This window comes from Pseudomonas sp. P97.38 (assembly GCF_001269745.1).
Lineage (GTDB): Bacteria > Pseudomonadota > Gammaproteobacteria > Pseudomonadales > Pseudomonadaceae > Aquipseudomonas > Aquipseudomonas chlororaphis_E.
Window position 1 is genome coordinate 23,357 of record NZ_LHVJ01000009.1, and the last position, 25,931, is coordinate 49,287.

Annotated in this window: 23 protein-coding genes; 9 read left to right on the plus strand and 14 right to left on the minus strand. The window is 64.6% G+C overall.

The features are described 5' to 3' along the window. Positions 1-9 precede the first annotated feature (9 nt). Both AD664_RS02095 and AD664_RS02100 read left to right on the plus strand, forming a co-directional pair. Positions 10-1,407 (plus strand): MFS transporter, encoded by a 1,398-nt coding sequence (locus AD664_RS02095; RefSeq protein ID WP_053144057.1) that lies wholly within the window; start codon positions 10-12, stop codon positions 1,405-1,407. A 9-nt stretch (positions 1,408-1,416) separates the two neighbouring features. Continuing rightward, positions 1,417-1,929, plus strand: coding sequence for a single-stranded DNA-binding protein (locus AD664_RS02100; RefSeq protein WP_042729629.1), 513 nt, complete (start codon positions 1,417-1,419; stop codon positions 1,927-1,929). Between the two features lie 71 nt (positions 1,930-2,000). Here the strand turns inward: AD664_RS02100 and AD664_RS02105 are convergent, their stop codons facing one another. After that, positions 2,001-2,558: a cysteine hydrolase family protein gene (locus AD664_RS02105; RefSeq protein ID WP_053144059.1), complete on the minus strand. Its 558-nt coding sequence runs from the start codon at positions 2,556-2,558 to the stop codon at positions 2,001-2,003. A gap of 97 nt (positions 2,559-2,655) precedes the next feature. Here AD664_RS02105 and AD664_RS02110 point away from each other — a divergent pair, with 97 nt between their 5' ends. The 3 genes from AD664_RS02110 to AD664_RS02120 all read left to right on the plus strand — a co-directional run bounded on the left by AD664_RS02110 (position 2,656) and on the right by AD664_RS02120 (position 5,817). Next, positions 2,656-3,645, plus strand: coding sequence for a GlxA family transcriptional regulator (locus AD664_RS02110; protein WP_053144061.1), 990 nt, complete (start codon positions 2,656-2,658; stop codon positions 3,643-3,645). Between the two features lie 314 nt (positions 3,646-3,959). Beyond that, positions 3,960-5,069 (plus strand): DUF3182 family protein, encoded by a 1,110-nt coding sequence (locus tag AD664_RS02115; protein ID WP_053144063.1) that lies wholly within the window; start codon positions 3,960-3,962, stop codon positions 5,067-5,069. After that, the gene (locus AD664_RS02120) at positions 5,059-5,817 is read left to right on the plus strand and encodes a S9 family peptidase (protein ID WP_053144065.1); all 759 of its coding nucleotides are present in this window, start codon (positions 5,059-5,061) and stop codon (positions 5,815-5,817) included. Before AD664_RS02115 ends, AD664_RS02120 begins: the two co-directional genes overlap by 11 nt. 129 nt (positions 5,818-5,946) lie before the next feature. On the opposite strand, the gene AD664_RS02125 is transcribed toward AD664_RS02120, so the two are convergent. The 4 genes from AD664_RS02125 to AD664_RS02140 are packed head-to-tail and all read right to left on the minus strand — an operon-like array spanning position 5,947 to position 9,968. After that, complete coding sequence (locus tag AD664_RS02125) at positions 5,947-6,951, minus strand: lysylphosphatidylglycerol synthase domain-containing protein (protein ID WP_053144067.1); 1,005 nt, start codon at positions 6,949-6,951, stop codon at positions 5,947-5,949. Further along, positions 6,938-8,236, minus strand: a complete 1,299-nt coding sequence (gene clsB / locus AD664_RS02130) for a cardiolipin synthase ClsB (protein WP_053144069.1) — start codon at positions 8,234-8,236, stop codon at positions 6,938-6,940. The genes AD664_RS02125 and clsB overlap by 14 nt, the downstream gene beginning before the upstream one ends. Then, entirely contained in the window at positions 8,233-9,045 is an 813-nt protein-coding gene (locus tag AD664_RS02135; RefSeq protein WP_053144071.1) for an endonuclease/exonuclease/phosphatase family protein, read from the minus strand. The genes clsB and AD664_RS02135 overlap by 4 nt, the downstream gene beginning before the upstream one ends. Then, positions 9,042-9,968, minus strand: coding sequence for a DUF72 domain-containing protein (locus AD664_RS02140; protein ID WP_053144073.1), 927 nt, complete (start codon positions 9,966-9,968; stop codon positions 9,042-9,044). The genes AD664_RS02135 and AD664_RS02140 overlap by 4 nt, the downstream gene beginning before the upstream one ends. Positions 9,969-10,168: 200 nt before the next feature. Here AD664_RS02140 and AD664_RS02145 point away from each other — a divergent pair, with 200 nt between their 5' ends. Continuing rightward, complete coding sequence (locus AD664_RS02145; RefSeq protein ID WP_053144700.1) at positions 10,169-12,256, plus strand: mechanosensitive ion channel family protein; 2,088 nt, start codon at positions 10,169-10,171, stop codon at positions 12,254-12,256. Between the two features lie 209 nt (positions 12,257-12,465). On the opposite strand, the gene AD664_RS02150 is transcribed toward AD664_RS02145, so the two are convergent. Then, positions 12,466-16,779, minus strand: a complete 4,314-nt coding sequence (locus tag AD664_RS02150) for a DEAD/DEAH box helicase (RefSeq protein WP_053144075.1) — start codon at positions 16,777-16,779, stop codon at positions 12,466-12,468. 314 nt (positions 16,780-17,093) lie between these two features. On the opposite strand from AD664_RS02150, the gene AD664_RS02155 reads away from it, so the two are divergent. After that, complete coding sequence (locus AD664_RS02155; protein WP_042729460.1) at positions 17,094-17,978, plus strand: sugar nucleotide-binding protein; 885 nt, start codon at positions 17,094-17,096, stop codon at positions 17,976-17,978. Then, positions 17,971-18,900 carry an NAD-dependent epimerase/dehydratase family protein gene (locus AD664_RS02160; protein ID WP_053144077.1) on the plus strand — a complete coding sequence of 310 codons (930 nt, stop codon included), beginning with the start codon at positions 17,971-17,973 and terminating at the stop codon, positions 18,898-18,900. The genes AD664_RS02155 and AD664_RS02160 overlap by 8 nt, the downstream gene beginning before the upstream one ends. Positions 18,901-19,035: 135 nt before the next feature. Here the strand turns inward: AD664_RS02160 and AD664_RS02165 are convergent, their stop codons facing one another. The 5 genes from AD664_RS02165 to AD664_RS02185 all read right to left on the minus strand — a co-directional run bounded on the left by AD664_RS02165 (position 19,036) and on the right by AD664_RS02185 (position 23,191). Continuing rightward, on the minus strand, positions 19,036-19,734 hold the full coding sequence (locus AD664_RS02165) for an OmpW family protein (RefSeq protein WP_042729456.1): 699 nt from the start codon (positions 19,732-19,734) through the stop codon (positions 19,036-19,038). Positions 19,735-19,956: 222 nt separating this feature from the next. Continuing rightward, a complete protein-coding gene (locus tag AD664_RS02170) occupies positions 19,957-20,475 on the minus strand; it encodes a DUF3299 domain-containing protein (RefSeq protein ID WP_042729455.1) in 519 nt (172 codons plus the stop codon). A gap of 11 nt (positions 20,476-20,486) precedes the next feature. Beyond that, a complete protein-coding gene (locus AD664_RS02175) occupies positions 20,487-21,752 on the minus strand; it encodes an ABC transporter permease (protein WP_053144079.1) in 1,266 nt (421 codons plus the stop codon). A gap of 1 nt (position 21,753) precedes the next feature. Next, positions 21,754-22,464 carry an ABC transporter ATP-binding protein gene (locus AD664_RS02180; protein WP_053144081.1) on the minus strand — a complete coding sequence of 237 codons (711 nt, stop codon included), beginning with the start codon at positions 22,462-22,464 and terminating at the stop codon, positions 21,754-21,756. A 139-nt stretch (positions 22,465-22,603) separates the two neighbouring features. Next, a complete protein-coding gene (locus tag AD664_RS02185) occupies positions 22,604-23,191 on the minus strand; it encodes a DUF2796 domain-containing protein (RefSeq protein WP_042729452.1) in 588 nt (195 codons plus the stop codon). A gap of 126 nt (positions 23,192-23,317) precedes the next feature. Here AD664_RS02185 and AD664_RS02190 point away from each other — a divergent pair, with 126 nt between their 5' ends. Then, on the plus strand, positions 23,318-23,677 hold the full coding sequence (locus tag AD664_RS02190; protein ID WP_053144083.1) for a hypothetical protein: 360 nt from the start codon (positions 23,318-23,320) through the stop codon (positions 23,675-23,677). A gap of 41 nt (positions 23,678-23,718) precedes the next feature. Here AD664_RS02190 and trxA read toward each other — a convergent pair whose 3' ends face one another. The 3 genes from trxA to AD664_RS02205 all read right to left on the minus strand — a co-directional run bounded on the left by trxA (position 23,719) and on the right by AD664_RS02205 (position 25,890). Further along, positions 23,719-24,591, minus strand: coding sequence for a thioredoxin (gene trxA / locus AD664_RS02195; RefSeq protein ID WP_053144085.1), 873 nt, complete (start codon positions 24,589-24,591; stop codon positions 23,719-23,721). A 178-nt stretch (positions 24,592-24,769) separates the two neighbouring features. Then, complete coding sequence (locus AD664_RS02200; protein WP_053144087.1) at positions 24,770-25,429, minus strand: methyltransferase; 660 nt, start codon at positions 25,427-25,429, stop codon at positions 24,770-24,772. Then, the gene (locus tag AD664_RS02205; RefSeq protein ID WP_042729448.1) at positions 25,426-25,890 is read right to left on the minus strand and encodes a YbaY family lipoprotein; all 465 of its coding nucleotides are present in this window, start codon (positions 25,888-25,890) and stop codon (positions 25,426-25,428) included. The genes AD664_RS02200 and AD664_RS02205 overlap by 4 nt, the downstream gene beginning before the upstream one ends. Positions 25,891-25,931 lie beyond the last annotated feature (41 nt).

Consider the following 25,931-nt stretch of genomic DNA (forward strand, 5'->3'; position numbering starts at 1 on the left):
GGTTTTTCCATGCACGATCCCCACAGCGAACGCATGAGTGGCGGCGAGACCCGCGCAGCAAGCGGCCTTGCCCTGGTGTTCGCCTTCCGCATGCTGGGCATGTTCATGGTGTTGCCGGTGCTGGCGACCTATGGCATGGACCTGGCGGGCGCGACCCCGGCCCTCATTGGGTTGGCGATTGGCGCCTATGGCCTGACCCAGGCGATTTTCCAGATCCCGTTCGGGATCATTTCCGACCGCATCGGCCGCCGCCCGGTGATTTACCTGGGGTTGATCGTCTTCGCCCTCGGCAGTGTGCTGGCGGCCGGCGCCGATTCGATCTGGGGCGTGATCGCCGGACGGATCCTGCAAGGCGCCGGGGCGATTTCGGCGGCCGTGATGGCCCTGTTGTCGGACCTGACCCGCGAACAGCATCGGACCAAGGCCATGGCCATGATCGGCATGACGATCGGCCTGTCGTTCGCCGTTGCGATGGTCGTGGGGCCGTTGCTGACCCGGGCGTTTGGCCTGTCGGGCCTGTTCCTGGCCACCGGCGGCATGGCGTTGGTGGGCATCCTGATCGTCGCCTTCATGGTGCCGCGGACCACCGGGCCGCTGCAGCACCGTGAATCCGGGGTGGCGCGCCAGGCGCTGATCCCGACGCTCAAGCACCCGGACCTGCTACGCCTGGACCTGGGTATTTTCGTGCTCCACGCCATGCTGATGTCCAGCTTCGTGGCCTTGCCGCTGGCGTTGGTCGAGAAGGCCGGCCTGCCCAAGGAGCAGCACTGGTGGGTCTATCTCACGGCGCTGCTGATTTCGTTTTTCGCGATGATTCCGTTCATCATCTACGGCGAGAAGCGACGCAAAATGAAACGAGTTTTACTCGGCGCCGTCCTGACGCTGATGCTCACTGAGCTATTCTTCTGGCAGTTCGGCGACAGCCTGCGGGCGCTGGTGATCGGTACGGTGGTGTTCTTCACCGCATTCAATCTGTTGGAAGCGTCGTTGCCGTCGCTGATCAGCAAGGTTTCACCGGCCGGTGGCAAAGGCACGGCCATGGGGGTCTATTCCACCAGCCAGTTCCTCGGTTCGGCGTTGGGCGGGATTCTCGGCGGTTGGCTGTTCCAGCACGGCGGTTTGTCGGTTGTCTTCCTGGGATGTGCCGCGCTGGCTGCACTTTGGCTGGTCTTTGCTGTTACCATGCGCGAACCTCCGTATGTGACGAGCCTGCGCTTGCCGTTGTCGCCCGAAGCCATCCGCGAAGCAGGCCTGACCGAGCGCCTCAAGGCCGTCGTTGGAGTAACCGATGCAGTGGTGGTCGCCGACGAAGCGGCCGTTTACATCAAACTGGACACCGAATTATTGGATCGTGCGACGCTCGAGCGCCTGGTGAACAACCCGGCCCCGACCACGTGCGAAGCCTAGGAGAACGTTATGGCCCGTGGGGTTAACAAAGTCATATTGGTCGGTACTTGCGGCCAGGATCCCGAAGTTCGCTACCTGCCGAACGGCAACGCCGTGACCAACCTGAGTCTGGCGACCAGCGAACAGTGGACCGACAAGCAGACCGGCCAGAAGGTCGAGAAGACCGAATGGCACCGCGTGTCGATGTTCGGCAAAGTGGCGGAGATCGCCGGCGAATACCTGCGCAAGGGTTCGCAGGTGTACATCGAAGGCAAGCTGCAGACCCGCGAGTGGGAAAAAGACGGCATCAAGCGCTACACCACCGAAATCGTGGTGGACATGCAAGGCACCATGCAACTGCTGGGCGGCCGTCCACAGGGTGACCAGCAAGGTGGCAACAACTACCAGCAGTCGGCCCCGCGTCAGCAGGCACCTCGCCCGCAGGCGGCACCACAGCCACAACGCGAGCGTCCAGCCCCGCAACAGGCCGCGCCGCAACCGGCCCCGGATTTCGACAGCTTCGACGACGATATTCCGTTCTAAGCGGCTATCCGCAAAAAACAAGACCGCGCTTCGGTTTCCCCGAAGCGCGGTTTTTTTTTGACCGCAGGTCTTCAGGGTTGGCTACCCGTCAGCCATTGCTCGGTGCTCACCACGTTCGCATAGGCAAAACCCAGCGCGGCCATGAACGCTGCGTGCACCTGGGTGGCGGGAACGACGACGCCGTTGAATTCCAGGTCCAGGGTCGCGCAGGCATCGTGGATCACCGTAACGCCGTAGCCCAGGTCTGCCGCAGCCCGGGCGGCGCCATCGATGCACATATGGCTCATGCTGCCGACGATGACCAGTTGTTCGATGCCGTCGCGTTCGAGGATGGCTTGCAGCTCGGTGTCGCGAAACGCGTTGACGAAATGCTTGAGCACCACCGGTTCATCGCCGCGATTGCGTACCTTGGGGTGTAGTTGAGCGCCTTCGGAGCCCGGGGTGAAGAACGGCGCCTCCTCGGAGGTGAACTCGTGGCGGATGTGCACCACGCGGTCCCCGGTCTGGCGAAAGGCTTCGATCAGCCGAGCGGCGTTGTCGGCGGCGCTGTCGGCACCGACCAATGGCCATTTTCCCTGGGGGAAGTAGTCGTTCTGGATATCGACTACGATGAGCGCTTGCTTGGACATGAGGACTTCCTTGGATCAATGAGGGTGAAGCCAGTATTGGCGTTTGCCGTCGGTTCGAGGATTGGCCGCAACGACAATAAGCGAGGGAAAACTGACAATGACGCAGGAAAGGGCGGTCGCCGAGCTTGGGGTGCTGATTTACCCCGGTGCCCAACTGGCGGCGGTGCACGGTTTGACCGATCTGTTCGGCGTCGCGCAGCGGATTGCGGCCGAGCAGGGCGGCGCGCAGTTGCCACGGCTGTTGGTGAGCCATTGGCGGGCGGAGAGCGGCCAGGCACCGCAGCGGGTATTCGCCAGCGAAAGCGGCACGGCGCATAGGCTGGCCGCGTTGCTGATTCCGCCCTCCATTGCCGGTTTCAGCGAAGGGCTCGTGTCCCCGGCGCTGATGGATTGGCTACGAACGCAGCACGCCGGTGGCACGGTGTTGGGCGGTGTGTGTGTCGGCTCGATCCTGCTCGCCGAAAGCGGCTTGCTCGATGGACGCAGCGCCACCACCCATTGGACATCGGCGAAGTCCTTCGCCGAGCGTTACCCGAAGATCAGGCTCGACGCCGACAAACCAATCGTCGACGACGGCGACCTGATCACCACTGCCGGGCTGATGGCCTGGTCGGAGTTGGGTTTGCGCCTGGTGAACCGCTTGCTGGGCCCGAGCATCGCCACGCATACGGCGCAGTTTCTGGTGATCGAACACAGCGACAGCGCCAGCGAGTGCGGCAGCAACTTTGCGCCCATCCTCGGGCATGGCGATGGGGCGATCCTCAAGGTCCAGCATTGGTTACAAGGCAGCGGCGCGGTGGATGTCTCCCTGGCGGCGATGGCGGAACAGGCCGGGCTGGAAGAACGCACGTTCCTGCGCCGGTTTCGCAACGCTACCGGGCTCAAGCCTACGCAGTACTGCCAGCACCTGAGGGTTGGCAAGGCTCGGGAAATGCTCGAGTTCACCAATGGCACCATTGACCACATTGCCTGGACTGTCGGCTACCAGGACCCTGGGGCTTTCCGGGCGACGTTCAAGAAAATCACCGGGTTGGCGCCGAGTGATTATCGGGCGCGGTTCGGGGTGGGGCCGGCCGTTTCGAAGTAACGGCCGTGGCGAGGGAGCTTGCTCCCGCTGGGCTGCGCAGCAGACCCGAGTACCTTGCCTGTCATGTCCGGAGTCAGTTTGTCTGGGGGCGCTTCGCACCCCAGCGGGAGCAAGCTCCCTCGCCACGGGAATGTGTTGTGTCGTGCAATTCGCCGGATCGTGATGCCATGTCGTGCAGAATGAAACAGGCCAGGTGCCACCAGTGTAGCCGTAACCCCCCTGTTTTTCTTGCCGCCAGTCCCGCGCCAAGCGGTTGGCCTGATCTCTGCACCCCTGTTACCCACAGCCATTGAGCGCAGGTAAAAGGGCAACGCATGACGTCGGTCAATCGCAACAAAACGGTAGTGGCCCTGTCGGTCAATCCTCATGCACCGCTTCACGAGGTGCAAACCAATCGCGCGCTGGCCCGCTGGCTGGCGCAGATCCTCGGCGTCGAATACGGTGGCAGCTACGACGAGCAGCAACCCGGCCAGCGAGGTTTGTACCTGTTGCCCACGCAAACCCTGATCGGTCGCGACGCCGCGCAGCGTCTGGGCGTTCAAGGGCCGGACGACCTGTGGGGCGGTTTCGTCGAGCATGATTTCATTTGCACCAAGGCGATTGCCCACGGTCTGTTGAACAAGGAGGCGGTGGCGCCGCAAGGCTGGTCGCCGTTGTTCGCCAAGCTGACCCGAGGCGCCGTGTTGGACGGTGTGACCGTGTTTTCCCTCCGGGATGCGCGTCCGGCGGCCGAACAACTGCTGTACACCGGGCCGATCCGCCTCAAGCCGATCCATGCCTGTGCCGGGCGTGATCAACGGGTCATCAAGGGCCTGGCGCAGTTCGATGAGGTGGTCGCCAGCCCCGAGGCCCAGGCGTTGTTTCGCGACGGCGTGGTGCTGGAGCAGAACCTGAGCGAGGTCAAGACCCAGAGCGTCGGCCAGAGCTTCATCAACGGCAAGGTGCTGAGCTATTGCGGTGTGCAACACCTGACCGAGGACAGCCAGGGGCTGGAGGTGTACGGCGGTTCGGACCTGCTGGTGGTGCAGGGCGGCTACATCGAGTTGCTCAAGCTGGAGTTGCCCGACGATGTGCGCGAAGCGGTGCGCCTGGCGCAGGTGTTTGACGATGCGGCCAATCAGGCTTACCCGGACTTCTTCGCTTCGCGCAGAAACTACGACATCGCCCAGGGCCTCGATGCCGCCGGCCAGCCGCGCGGCGGTGTGCTGGAGCAGTCCTGGCGCATGGGCGGGGCCAGCAGCGCCGAGTTGGCGGCGCTGGAGGTGTTCGTCAACGACCCCACGACCACCGTCGTGAACGTGTCTTCGGTGGAAACCTACATCGACCAGCCGCTGCCACAGGGCGCCCGGGAGGTGTACCGCGGCGCGGCACACAATGGCGACTTCCTTCTCAAATACGTGACGGTTCAATCCTATGACGGCTAGAAGCGAAACCATTCAGATCGAAATCGACGATGAGCGGATGAACGGGACGTTCCTGAGCCCCAAATCGAAAGTCCCCGGCGTGCTGTTCGTGCACGGCTGGGGCGGGAGCCAGGAGCGCGACCTGGAGCGGGCCAAGGGCATCGCTGGCCTTGGCTGCGTGTGCCTGACCTTCGATTTGCGTGGCCATACCGGCGGGGCGGGAATCCCGCTCTCACGGGTCACCCGCGAAGATAACCTGCGGGATTTGCTCGCGGCCTATGACCGACTGCTGGCGCACCCGGCCCTCGATACCTCGGCGATTGCCGTAGTGGGCACCAGCTATGGCGGTTACCTGGCTTCGATCCTGACCTCGCTGCGACCGGTGCGCTGGCTGGCCTTGCGGGTGCCGGCGCTGTACCGCGACGAGCAATGGCACACGCCCAAGCGCGACCTGGACAAAAGCGACCTGCTGGATTATCGCAGCACCCTGGTGCACGCCAGCACCAACCGCGCCTTGCATGCGTGCTCGCAGTTCACCGGTGATGTGTTGCTGGTGGAGTCGGAGACCGATGACCACGTTCCCCACGCCACCATCATGAGTTACCGGGCGGCGTGCCAGCAGACCCATTCACTGACGCACCGGATCATCGACGGCGCCGACCATGCCTTGAGCGACCCTGTCTCACAACAGGCCTACACCTCGATCCTGGTGGACTGGATCACGGAAATGGTGGTGGGAGAGCGGTTGAGCATTATCCAGGCGCGGTGAGCTTGCTTGTCTGTCCAGGCCCCATCGCGAGCAAGCTCGCTCCCACACGGATCAGCTTCACAATAGATCCTATGTGGGAGCGAGCTTGCTCGCGATGAGTCCCGGCTAGGTAATCCATTACTCGGATATTTATGACTTCACCCCCGGCTTGACCCGCAACGCCTTGGCCTTCGCCTCGATCACCAGGTACATCACCACGGTGATCAATAACGGCAGGATGAAGTAGATCGCCCGGTAGGCGATCAGGCCCGCCAGCAGGCTGCCCCGCGACACTTCATGTTGCAGCAGCGCGATGAACACCGCCTCCAGCACCCCGAGCCCCGCCGGAATGTGGGTGATGACACCGGCGATGCTGCTGATCAACAGCACGCCGAGGACCACCGGGTACTCCAGCTTGCTCGGCAACAGGGTGAAGATCACCGCCGCCATCAACGACCAGTTCAACGCGCCCAGCGCCAGTTGCAACACGGCCATGCGCAGCGACGGCAGGTTGATTTCCATGCCACGAATCGTCCAGGCCCGGCGCTTGGAAAACTGGCAGGCCAGCAGGTAACCGGCGCTCACCAGCAGCAACAGCACGCCGACACCCTGCAAGGCCGTGCTGCTCAGCTTCCAGCCAGGCGGCATGGTCACCAGGCCACTGCTGAACACCACGCCGGCCAGGGTCATGTAGCCGAACCAGTTCGTCGCCAGGCTCAGACCGAGGATCTTGGCGATGTTGCCCGTGCTGACGCCCAGGCGCGAGTACAGCCGATAGCGCATGGCGATGCCGCCGACCCAGGCGCTGAGGTTGAGGTTGAAGGCGTAGCTGATCACCCCCACCGGCAGAATCTGCCGCCAGCCGAGCTTCTGGCGGATGTAGGTGCGTCCGATCAGGTCGAAGCAGGCGTAGGTGATGAAACTGGTGATCGTCAACGCGGCAGCGATAACCAGCGTCCGTACCTTGAAATCGGCCAGGGTGTCGAACACTTCGGACCAGTCGATGCGCCGGGCCAGGGCTGTGAACAGCACGATCAACAGCAGGAAGAACGCCAGGGTCAGCGGCCGTTTCCAGCGGCTCCAGCGCGACGCGGGCTTGTGCTCGTCCCGGACCTGGGCATCAGCTGGCGCGGTGTGCGCCTCAGAGTGGTTCATGGGGTTCGCTCCGAACCGCCGTCGGCGGCGAGAAAGGTTTCAGACGCGGTTTATGGGCCGGCAGCCAGCCGGCCCAGGACGGGAAGTGGCGCAGGAAGTGGAACACCATGAAACCGATGGTCATGCGCCACAGCAGGCCACGTGGGGCGTGGTCCTTGGGCATGACCGTGCAGTGGTTGCGGATCAGGTAGTCGAGGCGCTCGAACAGCTCGCGGTTGAACGCCCGGTCGCGGATCAACACATTGGCTTCCAGGTTCAGCGACAGGCTCAAGGGGTCGAGGTTGCTCGAGCCCACGGTGCTCCAGTCCTCGTCCACCAGCGCGACCTTGCCGTGCAGCGGTCGCTCGCAATATTCACAGATCACCACGCCGGCCTTGAGCAGGTAGCTGTAGAGCATCCGTGCCGCGAGCTTTGCGATCATCATGTCCGGCTGGCCCTGCAGGATCAGCCGCACGTCCACCCCGCGCCGCGCCGCGTTGCGGATCTCGCGCAGCAACCGGTAGCCGGGGAAGAAATAGGCGTTGGCGATCACCACGCGCCGCTTGGCGCTGCGCAGCACTTGCAGGTAGACCTCTTCGATGTCGGTCTGGTGCTCATGGTTATCGCGATAGACCAGCCGTACCTGACCGTCGTGATCCGTGAAGGCCAACTCGTTGCGCCGGCTGCGGCGCCGTTGCCACCAGTATTTGGCCCGGGCCGGACGACCGCTCTGCATCAGGGCGAAGTGATGGATGTCGACCACCGCCGGGCCTTTGACTTCCACCGAATAGTCTTGCTTGGCCTCGGGGCCGAAATCGCCCAGGTGGTCGGCGGAAAAGTTGATCCCGCCGATGAACGCGATCACCCCGTCGATCACCACCACCTTGCGGTGCAGACGGCGGAACCAGTTGGTGCGGATGCCCAAGTGAAGGGGGGCGGGGTCGAACATTTGCAGGCGCACGCCGGCATCGCTCAACGAGGCGAGGAAGTTGGGCGTCAGCTCGCCGCAGCCGAAGCCGTCCAGGCTGAGGGTGACACGCACGCCGCGCTGGGCCGCATCCACTAGCAGGTCGCGCAACTCGTTGCCGACCTTGTCCTCGAACAGGATGAAGGTCTCGATAAGCACTTCCTTCTCGGCCCGGCGGATGGCCTCGAACACCCGGGGGAAATACGCCTCGCCGTTCTCCAGCAAAGTGACGCGGTTGTTGCCGTGCCAGCCGTATTCGACGTCCACCAGCGCCGGGTTGCGCTCGGTGGGCGGGGCCTCGACCTGTTCCACCGTCGCCTTGTTCATCGTCGCGCTCATAGTTCGATCTCCACCGACAACGGTGCGTGGTCTGAAAGGTGTGACCAGGGCCTGACATTCAGCACCTGGGCGTGACGGGCCTTGAGGTTGCGCACGTAGATGCGGTCCAGGCGCAACAGCGGCAAGCGCGCCGGGAAGCTGCGGGCCGGCTTGCCCCATTGTTCGGTGAACACTTCACGCAGGCCGGCGGGTTCGAGCAAGTCACTGGCCTTGCCGCGCCAGTCGTTGAAGTCACCGGCGACGATCACCGGGGCCTCGGGCGGCAGTTCGCTCAAGCGCTGGCAAAGCAGCTTCAACTGCGCGACCCGATGGCTTTCGCGCAGCCCCAAGTGAACGCAGATGGCATGGATCTGCGGCCCGTCGCCGCTGGGCAGGCGCAACACGCTGTGGAGCATGCCGCGGTTTTCATGGCCGCTGATGGACACGTCGAGGTTCTCATGGTGCACGATCTGGAATTTCGACAGCAGCGCGTTGCCGTGGTCGCCCGCCGGGTACACCGCATTGCGCCCATAGGCGAACTGCGGCCAGAGGCTGTCGGCCAGGAATTCGTACTGGGGCATGCTCGGCCAGTTGGCGAAACGCTGGGGATGGTGTTCGTGGGTGCCGTGGACTTCCTGCAGGAACACCACGTCGGCGGAGACGCTGCGCACCGCTTCGCGCAGTTCCGGCAGGATGAAGCGGCGGTTCAGGGCCGTGAAGCCTTTGTGGGTGTTGACCGTCAGCACGGTGAAACGCTGGGTCGGGACCAGGTCCCGGCGGGTGTCCTGGTCGGGCTCGCGGGTCGCTTCGGTGGACTGGGTAATGTTCATGCCAGGACTCCCTCGGCCGGGAGTACGCCGGGTGCGGTGGCGAGGTCCTTGTCCAGGTCGAAGCGCTCCAGCAAGTGGCGCGCGTCATAGGGCGCGCGGACCTTGATGTCGTTGTCGAAGTAGCAGAACACGTCACGGCTCTTGCGGGCCCGAGGTTGCTTCTGCGGGTCGATCAGGTGCGCGTCGTCCGGCTGCGTGCCGTGGCTCCAGGCTTGGATCCGGTCGCCCCAGCGCTTCAACGCCGCGTCGGTATAGCCGCTGGCGTACAGCTCTTCGGCACCGTGCAGGCGCAGGTAGACGAAGTCGCTGGTGACGTCCTCGCGATAGGGCCATTTGCCGGCGGTGTCGGCGATCACCAGGGCGATGTCGTAACGCCGGAGCAGGGTGATGAAGTACGGGTCGATGAAGCTGTCGTGGCGGATCTCGACGGCGTGGCGCAACGGGCGTTTTTTATCCGCCGTCGTGCTGGCGTGGCCGTCCAGGCGCGGTTCGTGCTTGCGGGCGAGGGCCGCAGCGCCTTCGGTGTCGTGGGGCAGCTGCTTGAGGAAGTCCTCGAACAGTTCGGGGTCGAATTTGAAGCTCGGTGGAAACTGCCAGAGGATCGGGCCGAGTTTCTCCTTGAGCTCCAGCACGCCGGAGGCGAGGAAGTTGGCCAGCGGTTTGTGCACCTCGCGCAAGCGCTTGATGTGGGTGATGAAGCGCGGCGCCTTGACGCTGAACACGAACCCGGACGGCGTCTCGGCATACCACTGGGCATAGCGTTCGGGGCGTTGCAGGGCATAGAACGATCCATTGATTTCGATGCTGTTGACCGCTCGCGAGGCGAATTGCAATTCGCGCTTTTGAGTCAGCCCCTTCGGGTAGAAGTCCCCCCGCCAAGGCGTGTAGCGCCAACCGGAAATACCAATGTGGATCGCCGTCATGTGTCCCTCCCGTGCCATTGACCTCGTACCGCTGGTGTCTTGTTGATGACTGTCGGGCGAGGCAGAAAGTTTCGGGCAGGTGCCCGGTGGACGCGGCAAGGCTTTCTGTGGCCACAGGGTTGTGTATTGACCCGTGGAGCGAACTTGCTCGCCCGATAGGGATCAGTTCCTTACCGATTCCCATCAAGGAGCCTCGCGTGTTGTCTCGATTGAGCCGTGTATTGCTGTTGGTATTGCTGGCGCTGACCGGCAGCATCGCCTACGGCGCAGCCGCCATTCCCGGCACTGCCGCGCCCAATGAAGCCCCCGCAGAGCCCGAACCCCTGGTCCAGGGCGGCCTGCTCGGCGCCATCAGTTCGAGCATCGACGACGTCCAGGACAAGCTCGACCTCAACCAGAGCCTGGTGGATGCCTGGCGCCTGCGGGCGGATCGGGCGGCGGATGAGGTGGACCGGCTGGTGGACCAGACGGCCCGTTCGTCCTGGCGAGTGACGGGGGATTTCCTGTTGTTGTCGGGTGTCTGGATCGGTGCGTTTGCCGTGCTCTGGTCAGGCTCGCGGCTACTGGTGCGGCGCCTTGGCCGGGGTCGCTGGCTGCGCACGCGCCAGCGGGTCCGGGATGTGCTCGGCTACGTGTTGCCCTACACCGTCCCGGCACTGCTTTGCCTGCCGTTGACCCTGTACGTCAGTCACTTCCTGCAGGTCTCGGTCGGCCGGGCCCTGGCCCTGTGCTTTGCCTACGCCACCAGCAGCGGCATTTTCTCCACCTCGGTGTTGCTGTGCGTCATCGTGATGTTCAACGCCGGGCACAAGCGCCGGGCGGTGGCGATCATCCGGCACCTGAGCCCCCGGCCGCTGTTCATGATCGGCTTTCTCGCCGCCCTCAGCGATGCCTTGACCAGCCCGCAGATCGCCCGGCAACTGGGCGGCAACATCACCAGCAGCGTCGCGGTGTTCACCGGCCTGCTGGCGTCGATGATCTTTGGCTGGCTGGTGATTCGCCTGCGGCGCCCGGTGGCCCACCTGATTCGCAACCGATCCCTGGCCCAGCGCTTGAAGCAACCGGCCTTGCAGGAGTCGTTGCGGATTTTTTCCGGGCTCTGGTACTGGCCGATCCTGCTGATGGTGCTGGTGTCGGCGGTGAGCCTGATCGGCGTCGGTGAGGACAACCAGAAAGCCCTGCGTTGTGCCTTGTTCACGACCATCCTGCTGATTGCGACGGTGTTTCTCAGCACGGTGTTCCAGCACGTCTTCAAGTCGCCTAAGGCCGAGGCCATCCAGCGCAGCAGCGCCTACAAGGGCCGGCTGCTGAGCCTGTTGCACGCGTTGCTGCGGATTGTCCTGGCCGTGGTGTTCATTGAAGTCCTCGGACGGATCTGGGGGATCTCGCTGTTCGAGTTCGCCTCGCGCAATGCCGTGGGGCGGGCGATCAGCGACTCCTTGAGCCGCATCGGCCTGATCTTCCTGGTGACCTGGCTGATGTGGGTGGTGCTCGATACGGCGATCCAGGAAGCCTTGAAGCCGCCGCTGAACAAGCGTGGCGCCCGCCAGCCCAGCACGCGGATCAAGACCATCCTGCCGCTGTTGCGCAACGCGGCGAAAATCATTCTGGTGGTGATCTGCGCGATCACCACCATGGCCAACCTGGGGATCAACGTCGCGCCGTTGCTGGCCGGTGCCGGGGTCGTGGGGCTGGCGATCGGCTTCGGTTCACAGCAACTGGTGCAGGACGTCATCACCGGCCTGTTCATCATCATCGAGGACACGCTGTCCATCGGCGACTGGGTGGTGCTCGACTCCGGTCACGCCGGCACCGTCGAGGGCCTGACCATTCGCACCCTGCGCCTGCGCGACGGCAAGGGCTTCGTGCATTCGGTGCCGTTCGGCCAGATCAAGGCCGTGACCAATCAATCGCGGCAATTCGCCTTTGCGTTTTTCTCCGTGCAGTTCACCTATGACACCGATGTCGAGGAGGCCATCGAGCTGATTCGCGAAGCCGGGCGCTCGATCTCCGAGGACCCGTTCCTCAAGTTCAACCTGCAAGGGCCGCTGGATGTGTTCGGCGTCGACCGGATGGACCTCAACGGCGTGGTCCTCACCGCCCAGTTCCGTACGGTGTCCGGTGGGCAGTACGCGGTGAGCCGGGCGTTCAACCAGCGCTTGAAGAAGCTTGTGGATAACCATCCGGCGGTGCACTTCGCGCAGACTTATCCACAGCAGGTGATGTTGCCGAAGCGCTTGGTGCAAGAGCCCGGGGAAGAGGAAGCGTTGCCCGAGCGACCTCGATAGTGGCATAGGTGTGGGGTGGTGCTGATGGCCTCTTCGCGGGCAAGCCCGCTCCCACAGGGGAATGCATCTTCACAGGAGGATGCAATCTGACAAGGGAATGCATTCTGACAGGGGAATGCATTTCAACTGTGGGAGCGGGCTTGCCCGCGAAGAGGCCCGCCCAGACACCCTCAACCTTTCTGATCGTTCCCACGCTGCGCGTTCGATCCTCAACCTTTGTGAATGAGTTTGCTCCGAATATCAGCCATCACCTGCGCCTCCAGTTCCGCCCAGAACAGCACCTTCCCGGCCACCTGAGCCGCGACCGGCACACCATCGCGATACACCAGCCGATTGCTCGCCAACGCCGGCACCTTCGCCCCCGGCAGTAGGGTGCCGGCGAGGTTCAGCGGGTCCACGCCACACACGGCAATCACGCTGCTGTCGGCCGGACGGCGGCGCACTTCGCGTAGCAGTGGGATCGCCTCGGGCAGGGCGAATTGTTCGCCGGCCAGGCCACTGACAAAACGTCCTCCGCGGATTTCACCCCGCGCCTCCAGGCGATGGAAGGTGCGCAGCAACTCACGCCAGCTCGGCAGCCAGTCGGCCTCGCGCTCCAGCAACCGCCAGAACACCACGCCGTAGCGGCGCAGCAGGGTCATGGCGATGTGTTCCAGGGTTTCGGGCGGTGTGGGCGCGGGCCGGTTGCCTTCTGCGGGCGCCGGCGGTGTGCGGCGCAGCAGGGCCCAGCGCCCGGCGTCGTCCATGCCGCCGACAAACGCCCCACGCCCGCGCCGGCTGCTGCGGGCCTGACGCTTGCTGGCGGGGGTGATCAACGCGCGCAAGCCGGCGAAGCTGTCGGCGTTCACCAACCCGGCGCCCACCAGTTCCTGCAAGGCCATTTCCAGTTCGGTGCGCAACAGGTGGGCTTCGTGCAGCAACTCGTCGAAAAACAAGGCACCGTGGGCGCTGAGGGCCTGATAGACCTTTTGCGTCTTGGGCGACAGCTCGCTGAAGGGCGTCTGTTCGGCCAGGCTGCTCCACCGCGCCACCTGGTTGCGCGGTAACAGCACCACCGGCGTGCTGCGCAGGGCACTGGCGGCGAGCTTCTGCCGCGCGCTCAAGCGTGTCCAGACCACCTTGCCGCTGCGGCACAGCTCATCGAGCCAATTCGCTGAATAGTCCTTGATGCGCGCGGGCAGCAGGTCGCTGTCCCAGGCCACAGCGGCCGCCGGATAACCTTCGAACTGGCTGACGATGGACGGCAGTACGGCGCTGCCACGGCCTTGGGTCGAGGGCGACAGGTGCTGCCAGTCGAACAGAAAACGCATGAAGTCCTGCAAACTCACCGGTTCGATTTCCCGGCGCAGGCGTTTGACGGTGTAGCGATGGATTCGCGCCAGCAGATGCCGTTCGCACCATTCTTCCTGGGCGATCCCTGGCGTGAACCGGCCACGCAGCACATAGCCCTGCTGTTCCAGGTGTGCCAGGGCCAGGGTGACCTGTGGCGTCGACAGCCCCAGCGGGTAGGCGATGGCCGTCAGCGGCAGCGGGCCGAAGGCGCTGAGCCGGGCGCGGAGCATCTCCACCACGGCATCGTCGTGCTCCCAAGGCTCATCGAAACCGGCCAGGGGCGCCAGCGGTGGTTGCCAGCGGGCCTGTGGATAAACCGCCTGCGCGCAGGTCAGCCGCTCCAGGGCCACCCACAGGCCGCGTTCGGCGCTGATCTGCACGTGGCTGGCGCGTCCCCGCTCCGCCAGCGTCTGCAACCAGTCCTGCCAGGCCGGATGGGCGCTGGCTTCGTTGTCGGTAATGCCGGCCAGGCTCATCAGCGCTTCGTGCATTTCATCGAGATTGGCCGGGGTTGGCCAGGCTTCTTCGCGCACCGACTCGATGGCCTCGGCGTCCAGGGCACCGAGGTCATCGGTGGCGTGCGGGTCGCTCCAGCGCCGGTTGATCACCGCCTGGGTGCGCCGTTCTTCCAGCGGCGCGTCGTCGAGAAAGGTGTAGGGCCGGGCGCTGAGGATTTCTGCCGCCAGGGGCGAAGGTGCGGGCAGGTCACGACTGATCAGCCGCACTTCACCGGCCTCCATGCGCCGCAGCAGCGCCAGCCAGCCTTCGCTGTCCATGGCTTCGTGTAGGCAGTCGTCGAGGGTCTGTTCCACCAGCGGGTGATGGGGGATTTCCCGCTCACCGGCCAGGTTCTCCAGGCACGCGATCTGGTCGGGGAAGACGCTGGCGATCAGGTCTTCGCTTTTCATTCGCTGGATCTGCGGCGCGACTTTGCGCCCGCCGGTGTAGCGCGGCAAGGCCAGGGCCACGCCGGCGTTCCAGCGCCAGCGCACGCCGAACAACGGCGCGTCGAGGACCGCCTGGACAAGGATCTGCTCGGCGCTGTGGCTGTTGAGGTAGCGCCAGACCTCGTCCAGCTCGAAGCTGTGGCTGGTGGACAGCGACAGCACGATGGCGTCTTCGCTGGCGGCGGCCTGCAGTTCGAAGTTGAAGGTGCGGCAGAAGCGCTTGCGCAGGGCCAGCCCCCAGGCGCGGTTGATGCGGCTGCCGAATGGCGTGTGGATGATCAACTGCGTGCCGCCGGACTCGTCGAAGAAACGCTCCATCAACAGGGTGTCCTGGGACGGCAGCGCGCCGAAGGCCAGGTGCGCCGGAGCCAGATAGTCCAGCAGTTGTTCGGCGCTGGCCAGGTTCAGGCCCAAGGTGTCGGTGAGCCAGTCGAGGGCCGGTTGCAGGTTGCCCGGCGTCGCGCTGAGCAGTTGATCCAGGTGAGCTTGCAGGCGAGCCACGGCCAGGGACAGTTCAGCGCTGCGCCCCGGCGCTTCGCCGAGCCAGAACGGGATGGTCGGCGGCTGGCCCTGGGCGTCCTCGACGCGCACGCGACCGGCCTCGACGCGAATGATGCGGTACGAGGTATTGCCCAACTGGAACACGTCGCCAGCGATGCTCTCCACCGCGAAGTCTTCGTTGACGCTGCCGATGTTCAGCCCCTGGGGTTCGAGCAGTACGCTGTAGTCGGCGTTGTCAGGGATGGTGCCGCCGCTGGTCACGGCGGTCAGCTTGCTGCCCCGGCGTCCGCGCAGGGTCCGGGTCACGGCGTCGCGGTGCAGGTAGGCGCTGCGCACGCCCTGGCGGCCATTGAGGCCTTCGGCGAGCATGTGCAGCAGCGCCTGGTAGTGTTCGTCGTCCAGCTGGGCGTAGGGCGAGGCGCGGCGGAATGTGTCCAGGAGCGCCTGTTCCGGCCATTCCTGGCAACTGACCTCGGCGACGATCTGCTGGGCCAGCACGTCCAGCGGCGCCTCGGGAATGTGCAGGATGTCCAGTTCACCCCGGCGCACGCAGTCGAGCAGGGCGACGCATTCGATGAGGTCGTCGCGGGTGGTGGCAAACAGACGGCCCTTGGGCGTGCCGCCGACGTGGTGCCCGGAGCGGCCGACCCGTTGCAGGAACGCCGAGATCGAACGGGGCGAGGCGATCTGGCACACCAGGTCGACGTCGCCAATGTCGATGCCCAGTTCCAGGGACGCGGTGGCGATCAACACCTGCAATTCGCCGCGCTTGAGGCGTTGCTCGGCGTCGAGGCGAAACTCCTTCGCCAGGCTGCCGTGATGGGCCGCCACGGCGTCCTTGCCCAGGCGCTCGCTCAAGTGCCGGCTCAGGCGCTCGGCCAGGCGGCGGGTATTGACGAACACCAGGGTGGTGCGGTGCGCCCGCGCCAGTTCGGCGAGGCGGTTGTAGACCAGTTCCCAGACGTCGTTGGCCATCACCGCCGACAGCGGCACGGGCGGCACTTCAATGCCCAGGTCCCGGGGGCGGGCGTGGCCGATGTCGACGATGTCGCAGGGGCGCCCGTGGCCCACAAGGAAGCGCGCCACCGCCTCGATGGGTTTTTGCGTGGCGGACAGGCCGATGCGCACCAGCGGTTCGGCGCACAGGGCTTGCAGGCGTTCCAGGCTCAAGGCCAGGTGGCTGCCGCGCTTGCTGGCGGCGATGGCGTGGATTTCATCGACAATGACCGTGCGCGTGCTGCCGAGCATCTGCCGGCCGGAGTCGGAGCCGAGCAGGACGTAGAGCGATTCCGGAGTGGTCACCAGGATATGCGGCGCAGTCTTGCGCATCGCCGTGCGGTCTTTCTGCGGCGTGTCGCCGGTGCGCACGGCGGTGGTGATGGGCAGGGGCGGCAGGCCCATCTGGCGCAGTTGCTCGGTGATGCCGGCCAGGGGATTTCGCAGGTTGATCTGGATGTCGTTGCTCAAGGCCTTGAGCGGCGAGACGTAGACCACCAGGGTCTGGTCCGGCAAGCCACCCTGTTCGAGGCCGCGGTGCACCAGGTCGTCGAGCACCGCGAGAAACGCCGTCAGGGTCTTGCCCGAACCGGTGGGCGCGGCCACCAGGGTCGAGCGACGCTGGCTGATCAACGGCCACGCCTGGGCCTGGGCGGCCGTGACCGCCGGGAATGTCTGGCTGAACCAGGCGCGGACGGCGGGGTGAAAGCCCGCCATGGCGTGGTCGGCTGCAAGGGGCAGATTCATAGGAGCAGTTATGCGGGTGGGGTGGGGAAGATGCAAGTACCGGCTGAGATCTCTGTCGACAGATAGGGCCCTTTCGCGGGCAAGCCCGCTCCCACAATTAATCGGGTTTCGTCAGACAAAATGCGGTCGACTGTAGGAGCGGGCTTGCCCGGGCGGCGACCCGACGAAGAGGCCCTGAAGGACAGCCCACCTCCAGGATCTGCACATTACGGATGACGGTTGCGCACTAAACCCGCAAAATGCAACGATTCCGACAACGCCTGCGGGCGTTGTCGATCAAATTCTTGTGCCAACAGACTGGGCCTGCTGACTTTATGCGAATGCGCCTTATGTTACTGGGCGGCGGAAATGCCCTTGGGCAGGCGCTGATTCGCCTCGGTGCAGAAGAAGACATCGGTTTTCTTGCCCCCCGCCCACCTGAAGACGGTTGGGATGCCGCGAGCCTGACGCAGTTGCTCGACGACACCCGGCCGGACGCCTTGATCAACCTGGCGTACTACTTCGACTGGTTCCAGGCCGAGGCAGTCAGCGAGCAGCGCCTGACCAGCCAGGAGCGCGCCGTCGAGCGCCTGGCCGAACTGTGCCAGCACCACAACATCATCTTGCTGCAACCGTCGAGCTATCGGGTGTTCGACGGTTCCCGCGCAACGGCCTACAGCGAAAAGGACGAGCCGGTACCCCTGGGCCTGCGCGGCCAGGCGTTGTGGCGGATCGAACAAAGCGTGCGCGCCACCTGCCCGCAACACGTGCTGCTGCGATTCGGCTGGTTGCTGGACGACAGCGCCGACGGCATCCTCGGACGCTTCCTGGCCCGGGCCGAACAGCCGGAAGAACTGTTGCTGGCCGACGACCGTCGGGGCAATCCGACGCCGGTGGACGATGCGGCGCGGGTGATCATTTCGGTGCTCAAGCAACTCGATTGCGCAGCGCCGCTGTGGGGCACCTATCATTACGCCGGGCATGAGGCGACCACGCCGCTGGCGCTGGGCCAGGCGATCCTGACCGAAGCCCGGGCCCTGCATCCGCTGGCGATCGAATCACCGACGGCCCAGGCCCACGCTGCACGCCCGGACGCGGCGCAAGAACCGCAACACGCGGTGCTGGCCTGCAAGAAAATTCTGCACACCTTCGGGATCAAGCCCCGCGCCTGGCGCGCGGCGCTCCCGGGCTTACTGGATAGGTTCTATCGCCATGGCTGACGGCCCTGTTTTAATCACCGGCGGTGCGGGTTTCATTGGCTCGCACCTGACCGACGCCTTGCTCGCCAAGGGACATTCGGTGCGCATCCTCGATGACCTGTCCACCGGCAAGCGCAGCAACCTGCCGCTTGACAACCCGGCCGTCGAGCTGATCGAAGGCGACGTCGCCGATGCCGCCCTGGTCGCGCGGGCCATGGTCGGTTGCAGCGCCGTGGCGCACCTGGCCGCGGTGGCCTCGGTGCAAGCCTCGGTGGACGACCCGGTGCGTACGCACCAGAGCAATTTCATCGGCACGCTGAATGTCTGTGAAGCCATGCGCCAGGCCGGCGTGAAGCGGGTGCTGTTCGCTTCCAGCGCGGCGGTCTATGGCAACAACGGCGAAGGCCAGTCCATCGACGAGGACACGCCCAAGGCGCCGCTGACGCCGTATGCCTCGGACAAACTGGCCAGCGAGTTCTACTTCGATTTCTATCGTCGCCAGCACGCGCTGGAGCCGGTGGTGTTCCGCTTCTTCAACATCTATGGCCCGCGCCAGGATCCGTCCTCGCCGTATTCCGGGGTCATCAGCATTTTCAGCGAACGGGCGCAGAAAGGCCTGCCGATCACCGTGTTCGGCGACGGCGAGCAGACCCGGGATTTTGTCTACGTCGAAGACCTGGTGGACTTGCTGGTGCAAGCCATCGAGAAACCGGACGTGGAAGTGGGCGCGGTGAACGTCGGCTGGAACCAGGCGACGACCCTCAAGCAGTTGCTCCAGGCGTTGGCGGCGGTGATCGGCGACTTGCCGCCGGTCAGCTACGGCCCAGTGCGCTCCGGTGACATTCGCCACTCGCGGGCCGACAACCAGCGGTTGTTGCAGCGTTTCAGTTTCCCACCGCAGACGCCGATGAGCGTGGGCCTGGCGCGGCTGTTGGGCCGCTGATCTGCGGCCAATAGAAACAACTGTGGGAGCGGGCTTGCTCGCGAAGGCGTTCCGTCAGTCACATTCAAGTGACTGACCCTCCGCCTTCGCGAGCAAGCCCGCTCCCACATTGTTTGTGTCGCTATCGAGTTTGGCTTAGAACTTGTAGCCCAACCCCACCATGTAGATCCATGGATCCACGTCGACATTCACCTTGGCCCGGGTGCCTCCGGCCACGGCGTTGTTGTCGACATACGCCGTGGTGTCGATGTCGATGTAGCGCACCTGGCCGTTGATCATGATGTTGTCGGTCAGCATGTAGTCGGCGCCCACTTGCCACGCCATGCCCCAGCTGTTGCTCGCGCGAAAGTTGCTGAAGCCGTTGGCGCTGGCTTCGCTGCCGACGTGTTCGTCATAGATCCAGGTGTAGTTGATGCCGGCGCCGACATAAGGTTGGAAAGCCGACTTGGCGTCAAGCGGGTAGTAGACCAGGCTCAAGGTCGGCGGCAGGTGCTTGAGCGTGCCGAGCTTGTTGTTGGCAGCGCCCAGGGCGGTGCCCTTGATCTTCACGTCGTGCTCGAACGGCGAGGCCGCCAGCAATTCGATACCCAGGTTGTCGGTGATCATGTAGGCGAAGTTCAGGCCCAGTTGCGTGTCGCTGCTCATGGTCGCCTTGCCGCCCAGGTCGGCACCGGCCAGCGGACCGCGGTCGACCTTGACGCTGCCGCTGTCGGCCTCTGGATTGACGGTAATGGCACCGGCGCGAACGATGATATCGCCGGCGGTGTGGGCCTGGGCGAGTGGGGCTGCGAGCGCGAGGGCAAAGAGGGAAGCGCTGAGCAAGGACTTGTGCATGGGGGCTCCAGAGGACATTTCAAAAGGGATGTCCCATGGTACGGAGCGCTCTGGGTGGGTCTTTTGACTCAGCTCAATGAAAGTGTGATGAATGCTTTAGGGCCCTTTCGCGAGCAAGCCCGCTCCCACAGTGGATGGAGTTTGTTTAGAAAGCGTGCGATCGACTGTGGGAGCGGGCTTGCTCGCGAAAGCTATCTCACCACCAAAAAACAACCGTCAGACTCACTCCGGCAGTTCATACACATAGATCTTTTCGGCCTCCATCTGATACCCGGCATCGGCCAGTTCGCTGGTGGATGGCTTGACCTGCATCGGCCCTTCAACCCAGTAGGGCTGGTACAACTCGTCGAGTTTGACCCCGACTTCGCTCTTCACATGCACGATCTGGTTGGAGGGCGGTGGCGGTACATGGATGCAGGCGCCGAAGTACGGCACCAGCAGGAAGTCCGTGGTGCGACCTTCCTCGCTGACTTCCAGCGGCACGATGTAGCCCGGCAAGCGAATCCGCTGGCCGTCGAGTTCCTTGACCACCGGTGCGTTGGGCAGGTCCTGCCTGGCCGCGGGGGCGGACTCGGCGGCCAGGGCGTTGCCCATCTGCGACAGGTCGTGCAGCGGGGTCATGTTCGGTACTTCCGGCGGTGCGCCCGCCGGGATCATTTCGGTCCAGGCCAGGTCCCTCGGCTCGGCCGCCCAGAGGGGCAGGGCGACCATCATCAACAGCGCAAACAGGGCGCGGGGCATCTTCACTGTCCTCATAAACGGATCGACAAGCCATCGGCCAACGATTGGCGATAGGCGCGCCAGGCCGGCACGCTGCCCATCAGCAGGGCGGCGATCAGGATGCCAGCCATGAGCGTCCATTCATATTCGCTCGGCCAACCCAGCGGCAGATACAGGCCATAGGCCGACTGTACATAACCCTGGGCGGCACCGATGCCGATGTACAGCAGGGCCAGCCCGGCGACCACCCCGGCCAGCGCCAGGGCGAAGGCTTCGAGCACCAGCAGGCTCGCGATGTGCCACGGTCGCGCGCCCACCGACCGCAGGATGGCCATTTCCCGACGCCGCTCGTTGAGGCTGGTGAGAATCGCCGTGAGCATGCCGATCAAACCGGTCAGGACCACGAACAGCGAGATCACGAACAAGGCTTTTTCCGCCGTGCCCATCAGGCTCCACAATTCCTGCAGGGCCACGCCGGGCAGGATCGCCAAGAGCGGTTCGCCACGGAACTCATTGATCTCGCGCTGCAAGGCAAAGGTGGAAATCTTGCTGTTGAGGCCTAGCATGAACGCGGTGATGGCTTGCGGCGTGAGGTCCATGTTGCGCGCCTGGTCGGCGCTGATGCGACCGTTGCCCTGGGCAGGCACGCCGTTTTTCCAATCGATGTGGATCGCTTCCATGCCGCCGAGGCTGATGTGCAGTGTGCGGTCCACCGGGGTGCCGGTGCGCTTGAGAATGCCCACCACGGTGAAGGGCTTGTCGTCGTGCTTGACCAGGCTGATCGCCGCGACTCCATGGGCCAGCACCAGTTTGTCACCGAGCTTGTAGTGCAGCGCCTCGGCCACTTCGGCGCCGAGCACCACTTCGAAAGGGTCGGTGGCGAAGGCCCGGCCATCGGCCAGTTCCAGGTGTTGCTGGCGGCCATACTGGTAATGCTCGAAATAGGCCTCGGTGGTGCCCATCACCCGGTAACCGCGATGGGAGTCGCCGAGGGACATGGGAATCGCCCACTTCACTTTCGGGTTGCTGGCGAAGTGTTCGAAGCTGTCCCAGCGGATGTTGTTGGTGGCGTTGCCGATGCGAAACACCGAATACAGCAGCAGGTTCACCGAGCCGGAACGGGCGCCGACGATCAGGTCGGTGCCGCTGATGGTGCTGGCAAAACTGGCCCGCGCCTCGGTGCGCACCCGCTCCACCGCCAGCAGCAGGCAGACGGACAGGGCGATGGCGAACACGGTGAGGATCGCGGTGAAACGACGGTTCGCCAGGCTGGCCATGGCAAGACGGAACAAATACATCTCAGACCTCGACAGGCGTGGCGGCGCGATTGAGATCGGCCAGCGAGAGGTTGCGGTCGAACAGCGGCGCCAGGCTCTGGTCGTGGCTGACGAACAAGAGGCTGGCGCCGGCCTCGCGGCATTCGGCGAACAGCAGCCGCAGGAAGTTTTCCCGGGCGTCATAATCCAGGGCCGAGGTTGGCTCGTCGGCGATCACCAGCTCCGGCTGGCCGATCAACGCCCGGGCAGCGGCGACCCGTTGCTGCTGGCCGATGGACAGCGAATCGGCCCGGCGTTCCAACAAACTGGGGTCGGTCAGCCCCAGATGGGCCAGCAGCGTGCCCGCGGCCTGGTCGACACTGCCGTGACGGTGCCTGGCCCGTTGCGCCCGCAGCCTGGAAAAGTGGCAGGGCAGCTCGACGTTCTCGCGTACCGAGAGAAACGGCAGCAGGTTGAATTGCTGGAAGATGTAGCCGGTGTGGTCCACGCGAAACCGGTCCCGGCTGCCCGCGCCCAGTTTGCTGAGGTCCTGGCCAAGCAGGCGGATGCTGCCCCGGTCCGGTGTCTGCACGCCGCCGAGCAATCCCAGCAGGGTGGTCTTGCCGCTGCCGCTCGGGCCTTTGAGAAACACCGTCTCGCCGCTTTCCAGGCGAAACGCCGGGATGTCCAGCAGCAGCGGATGCCCGGGCCAACTGAAGCCCAGGTCGGACAGTTCGATGAGTGCTTGGGTCATGGTGGCCAACGTCAGGATTGTGGAGTAGCCCCTGTGGGAGCGGGCTTGCTCGCGAAAGCGGTGTGTCAGGCTGCATCTGTATTGGATGTGCCGGCCTCTTCGCGGGCAAGCCCGCTCCCACAGGGGTGATGCGCAATACTTAAAATTTAAGGGCCGGTGCTTCGGGCGTCAGTTCCGCGCCTTGCTGGCCGTTCGGGCCGATCATCTGCACCAGGATCTTCCGGGTGGCCGGGAAGACCTTGAACAGCGACGCCAGGTCCAGGTGCGTCAAGGCGCTGGGTGCGACGCAACGGAACTGGTAGCGGGCGTGGATTTCGCTGTGCTCGTGGTGATGCTCGTCGCCATCGGCCTCTTCGTCATGGTCCTCGTGGTCCGGCTCATCGCCGAACAGCGGGCTTTCCAGTTCCTGCTGCTCCAGGGTGCATTTGGCATCGGCCAGGTTGACCAGCGTTGCCGGTTTCTCCAGCTTCGCCCGCACAGCGGCAACCTTGGCTTTGTCGGCGTCGCTGGTGGCGGGGTGTTCGAAACCCACCAGGTTCATCGCCGGGCTGTCCAGCTCCAGTTCCAGGGTCTGGCCGTCGAGCGAGGCGTTGAGCCGGCCGACGCCGTGTTCGTGGGCACCCAGGCTGCCGTGTTCATGCTCGTGGTCATGGTCGTGCTCGACCGCCGCGTGAGCGACGGCCAGGGGCAGCAGGGCGAACGGCAGGGCGAGAAGCAAACGGCGCATGACGGGTCTCCGAGAGGTCGATGATCTGTTATGTAATCTTATAACGTGAACAGAGTTTGACCGCCTGCTTGGCGTCGCGCAAGGGCCATGGGAGCATGCGTACATGAAATATTCAGGAGCACGGTGATGTTGCGGATACGCGGAACGGTCGGCGATTGGCCGGTGGACTTGTCGATCGACATGGACGAGGGCGATTGGGCGCAGCTGGGTGCGCAGTTGCAGGTGATCAAGCCCGCCGAGGCGGCGGCACCTGCGGCCAGACCGGCCAATCAGGACGATGCGCTGTGGCAGATCGCCACGGAGCTGCTGCGCAAGGCCGGACAACTCAGTGGTCCGGACCTGCTGGAGCAACTGGAAGGATTGACGGGCAGCGCCTCGGCGGGCAAACGCTTGCTGGTGCGGTTGCGACACAGTGCCGAGGTCAAGGTATTGAGCGGCGGCGACACGCCGCTCTATAGCTGGGCCGGAGGGCAAGCTGCAAGCTAGAACCGTCTTGCCGCTTGAGGCTCGTCGCTCGCCACTGCTTTTTAGTACAACGCGGCAAACAGCTTGCGGCGGTAGGTCGTCACCAGTGGATGGTCGTTGCCCAGCAGCTCGAACACTTGCAGCAGCGTCTTGTGCGGCAGGCCTTCGCTGTAGCTGCGGTTGCGCATGAACAACTTGAGCAGGGCTTCGAGGGCCGGTTCGTACTGCTGGCGCGCCAGTTGCTGGATCGCCAGCTGGTACACCGCTTCGTCATCCTGCGGGTCTTTGGCCAGGCGGGCCTTGAGGTCGGCGGCGTCCGGCAGGTTTTTCGCCAGGTCAAGGAACTGGATCTGCGCCTTGGCACCGGCCAGGGCGGCCTTGTGTTCGTCGCTTTTCACCGCATCGAGCACCGTCTGGGCTTCACTCAGTTCACCCCGTTCAGTCAGGCAACGGGCATACAGGATCAGCGCCTTGGCGTTGGTGTTGTCTTCGCCCAGCAACACCGTGAGCAGGGCTTCGGCGTCGGCGAAACGGCCGTCGTCGAACAGCGCCTGGGCCTGCTCGAACGGGTCGGCGGCGGCTGGCGGCGGCATCTGCACGTGCGGCTCGAGCATTGCCCGCACCGCGGATTCCGGTTGGGCCCCGGCGAAGCCATCGACGGGCTGGCCGTCCTTGAACAGCACCACGGTTGGCAGGCTGCGGATGCCGAAGCGGGCGACGATGTCCTGTTCGATGTCGCAGTTGACCTTGGCCAGCAGCAGTTCACCCTGATAACTCTCGGCGATGCTTTGCAGCATCGGCATCAGGGCCTTGCACGGCGCGCACCACTCGGCCCAGAAATCCACCAGCACCGGTTTGTGGAAGGAGTTCGCGATCACCGACTGGTCGAAGTCGGCGGTGGTGGCGTCGAAGATGTAAGGCGTGTCCTGGCTCATGGGAATCTCGTAGAACGCTTGAATGGGGCAACTATACGGCTTGGTGGGGGTAGCTGAAAGCGGGGAGGTCTTTCGTCCCGTGGTATCGGGTAGGCCGCCTTCGCGAGCGAGCCCGCTCCCACAGGGCGCGCGCGAACACTTGAGATCCCTTGCGGGCGCGGGCTTGCTCGCGAAGCTTTTAACTCTCGCGCCGCGCGTGATACAGGCTCACGTGCCGAAACTCCTCAGGCTCAGCCAGGTCCGGCAAGGTCATCGCTTGCAGCCTTTCGATGCGCCGGTACAGCGGATGCTGGAAATCCCGCACCCTTGAATCGGCCACCAAGGCCTCGCGGCCACGGCTGAGGAATTGATCGAGCAACGGCAGGTTGGTCCGGTCGTAGAGCACGTCGGCCACCAGGATCAGGTCGAAGCGGTCGGCCTCGGCGAAAAAGTCCGCCGAATACCCCAGATCCACGCCGTTGAGCGCGGCATTGGCGCGGCACGCCGCGATCGCCAGCGGATCGAGGTCGCAGGCCACCACTTCCAGCGCCCCAGCCTTGAGCGCGGCGATACCGGCCACGCCGGAGCCGGCGCCGAAGTCCAGCACGCGCTTGCCCTCGACCCACTGCGGTTGTTCGACCAGGTAGCGGGCCATGGCCAGGCCGCTGGCCCAGCAGAAACTCCAGTAGGGCGGTTCGTGAAGGATGCGCCGGGTTTCTTCCGGGCTGAAGGCGCGGTCCATGTTGTCGCCGTCGATCAGCCACAGCTTCAGGTCGGTGTCGGGCAGCGGGCAGGCCACCAGGCGCGCGTCTCCCAGCAATTGGCCCAAGGCCTCTTGCAGGTCGTGCGGGGCGTTCATGGCGCCTTGACGAATTGCAGGGCGCCCAGGGCCTGGGTGGTCGGTTGGGTGATGCGCTGTTCCGGCAGGTGCAGGATCAACTGGCCCGACTGGCTGGCCCGTCCACGCAGTTCCACGCGGGCGCCGACCGGAAACGCTTCCGGGTTGAACCGCAGGTGGAAGGGCAGGGCCTGGTTGGTGCCGATCAGGCTGGAACTGGCAAGCAGCTGTTGCGGACGGTCCTTGTCATCGATCACCAGCAGCGCCAGTTCGACTTCGGCCCCGGCCGGCACGCCTTGCAAGGTGCCGCTCAATTCGCGCTGGTAGGCGGGCAGCGGGCCCAGCTCGGCGGCCTGGCGGGCTTTTTCCTGGGCCTGTTTCGGTGCGGGTGCCGGTGCGGGTGCAGCGGGCTTGGGCGCATCGCTGCTGCACGCCATCAGCAGGCTGAAAAGACTGAGCAAAACGAGCGATCGTAGCGGCATGTGTGGCTCCAGCAAGGTAATTTCCATGAATCAGACGGTAA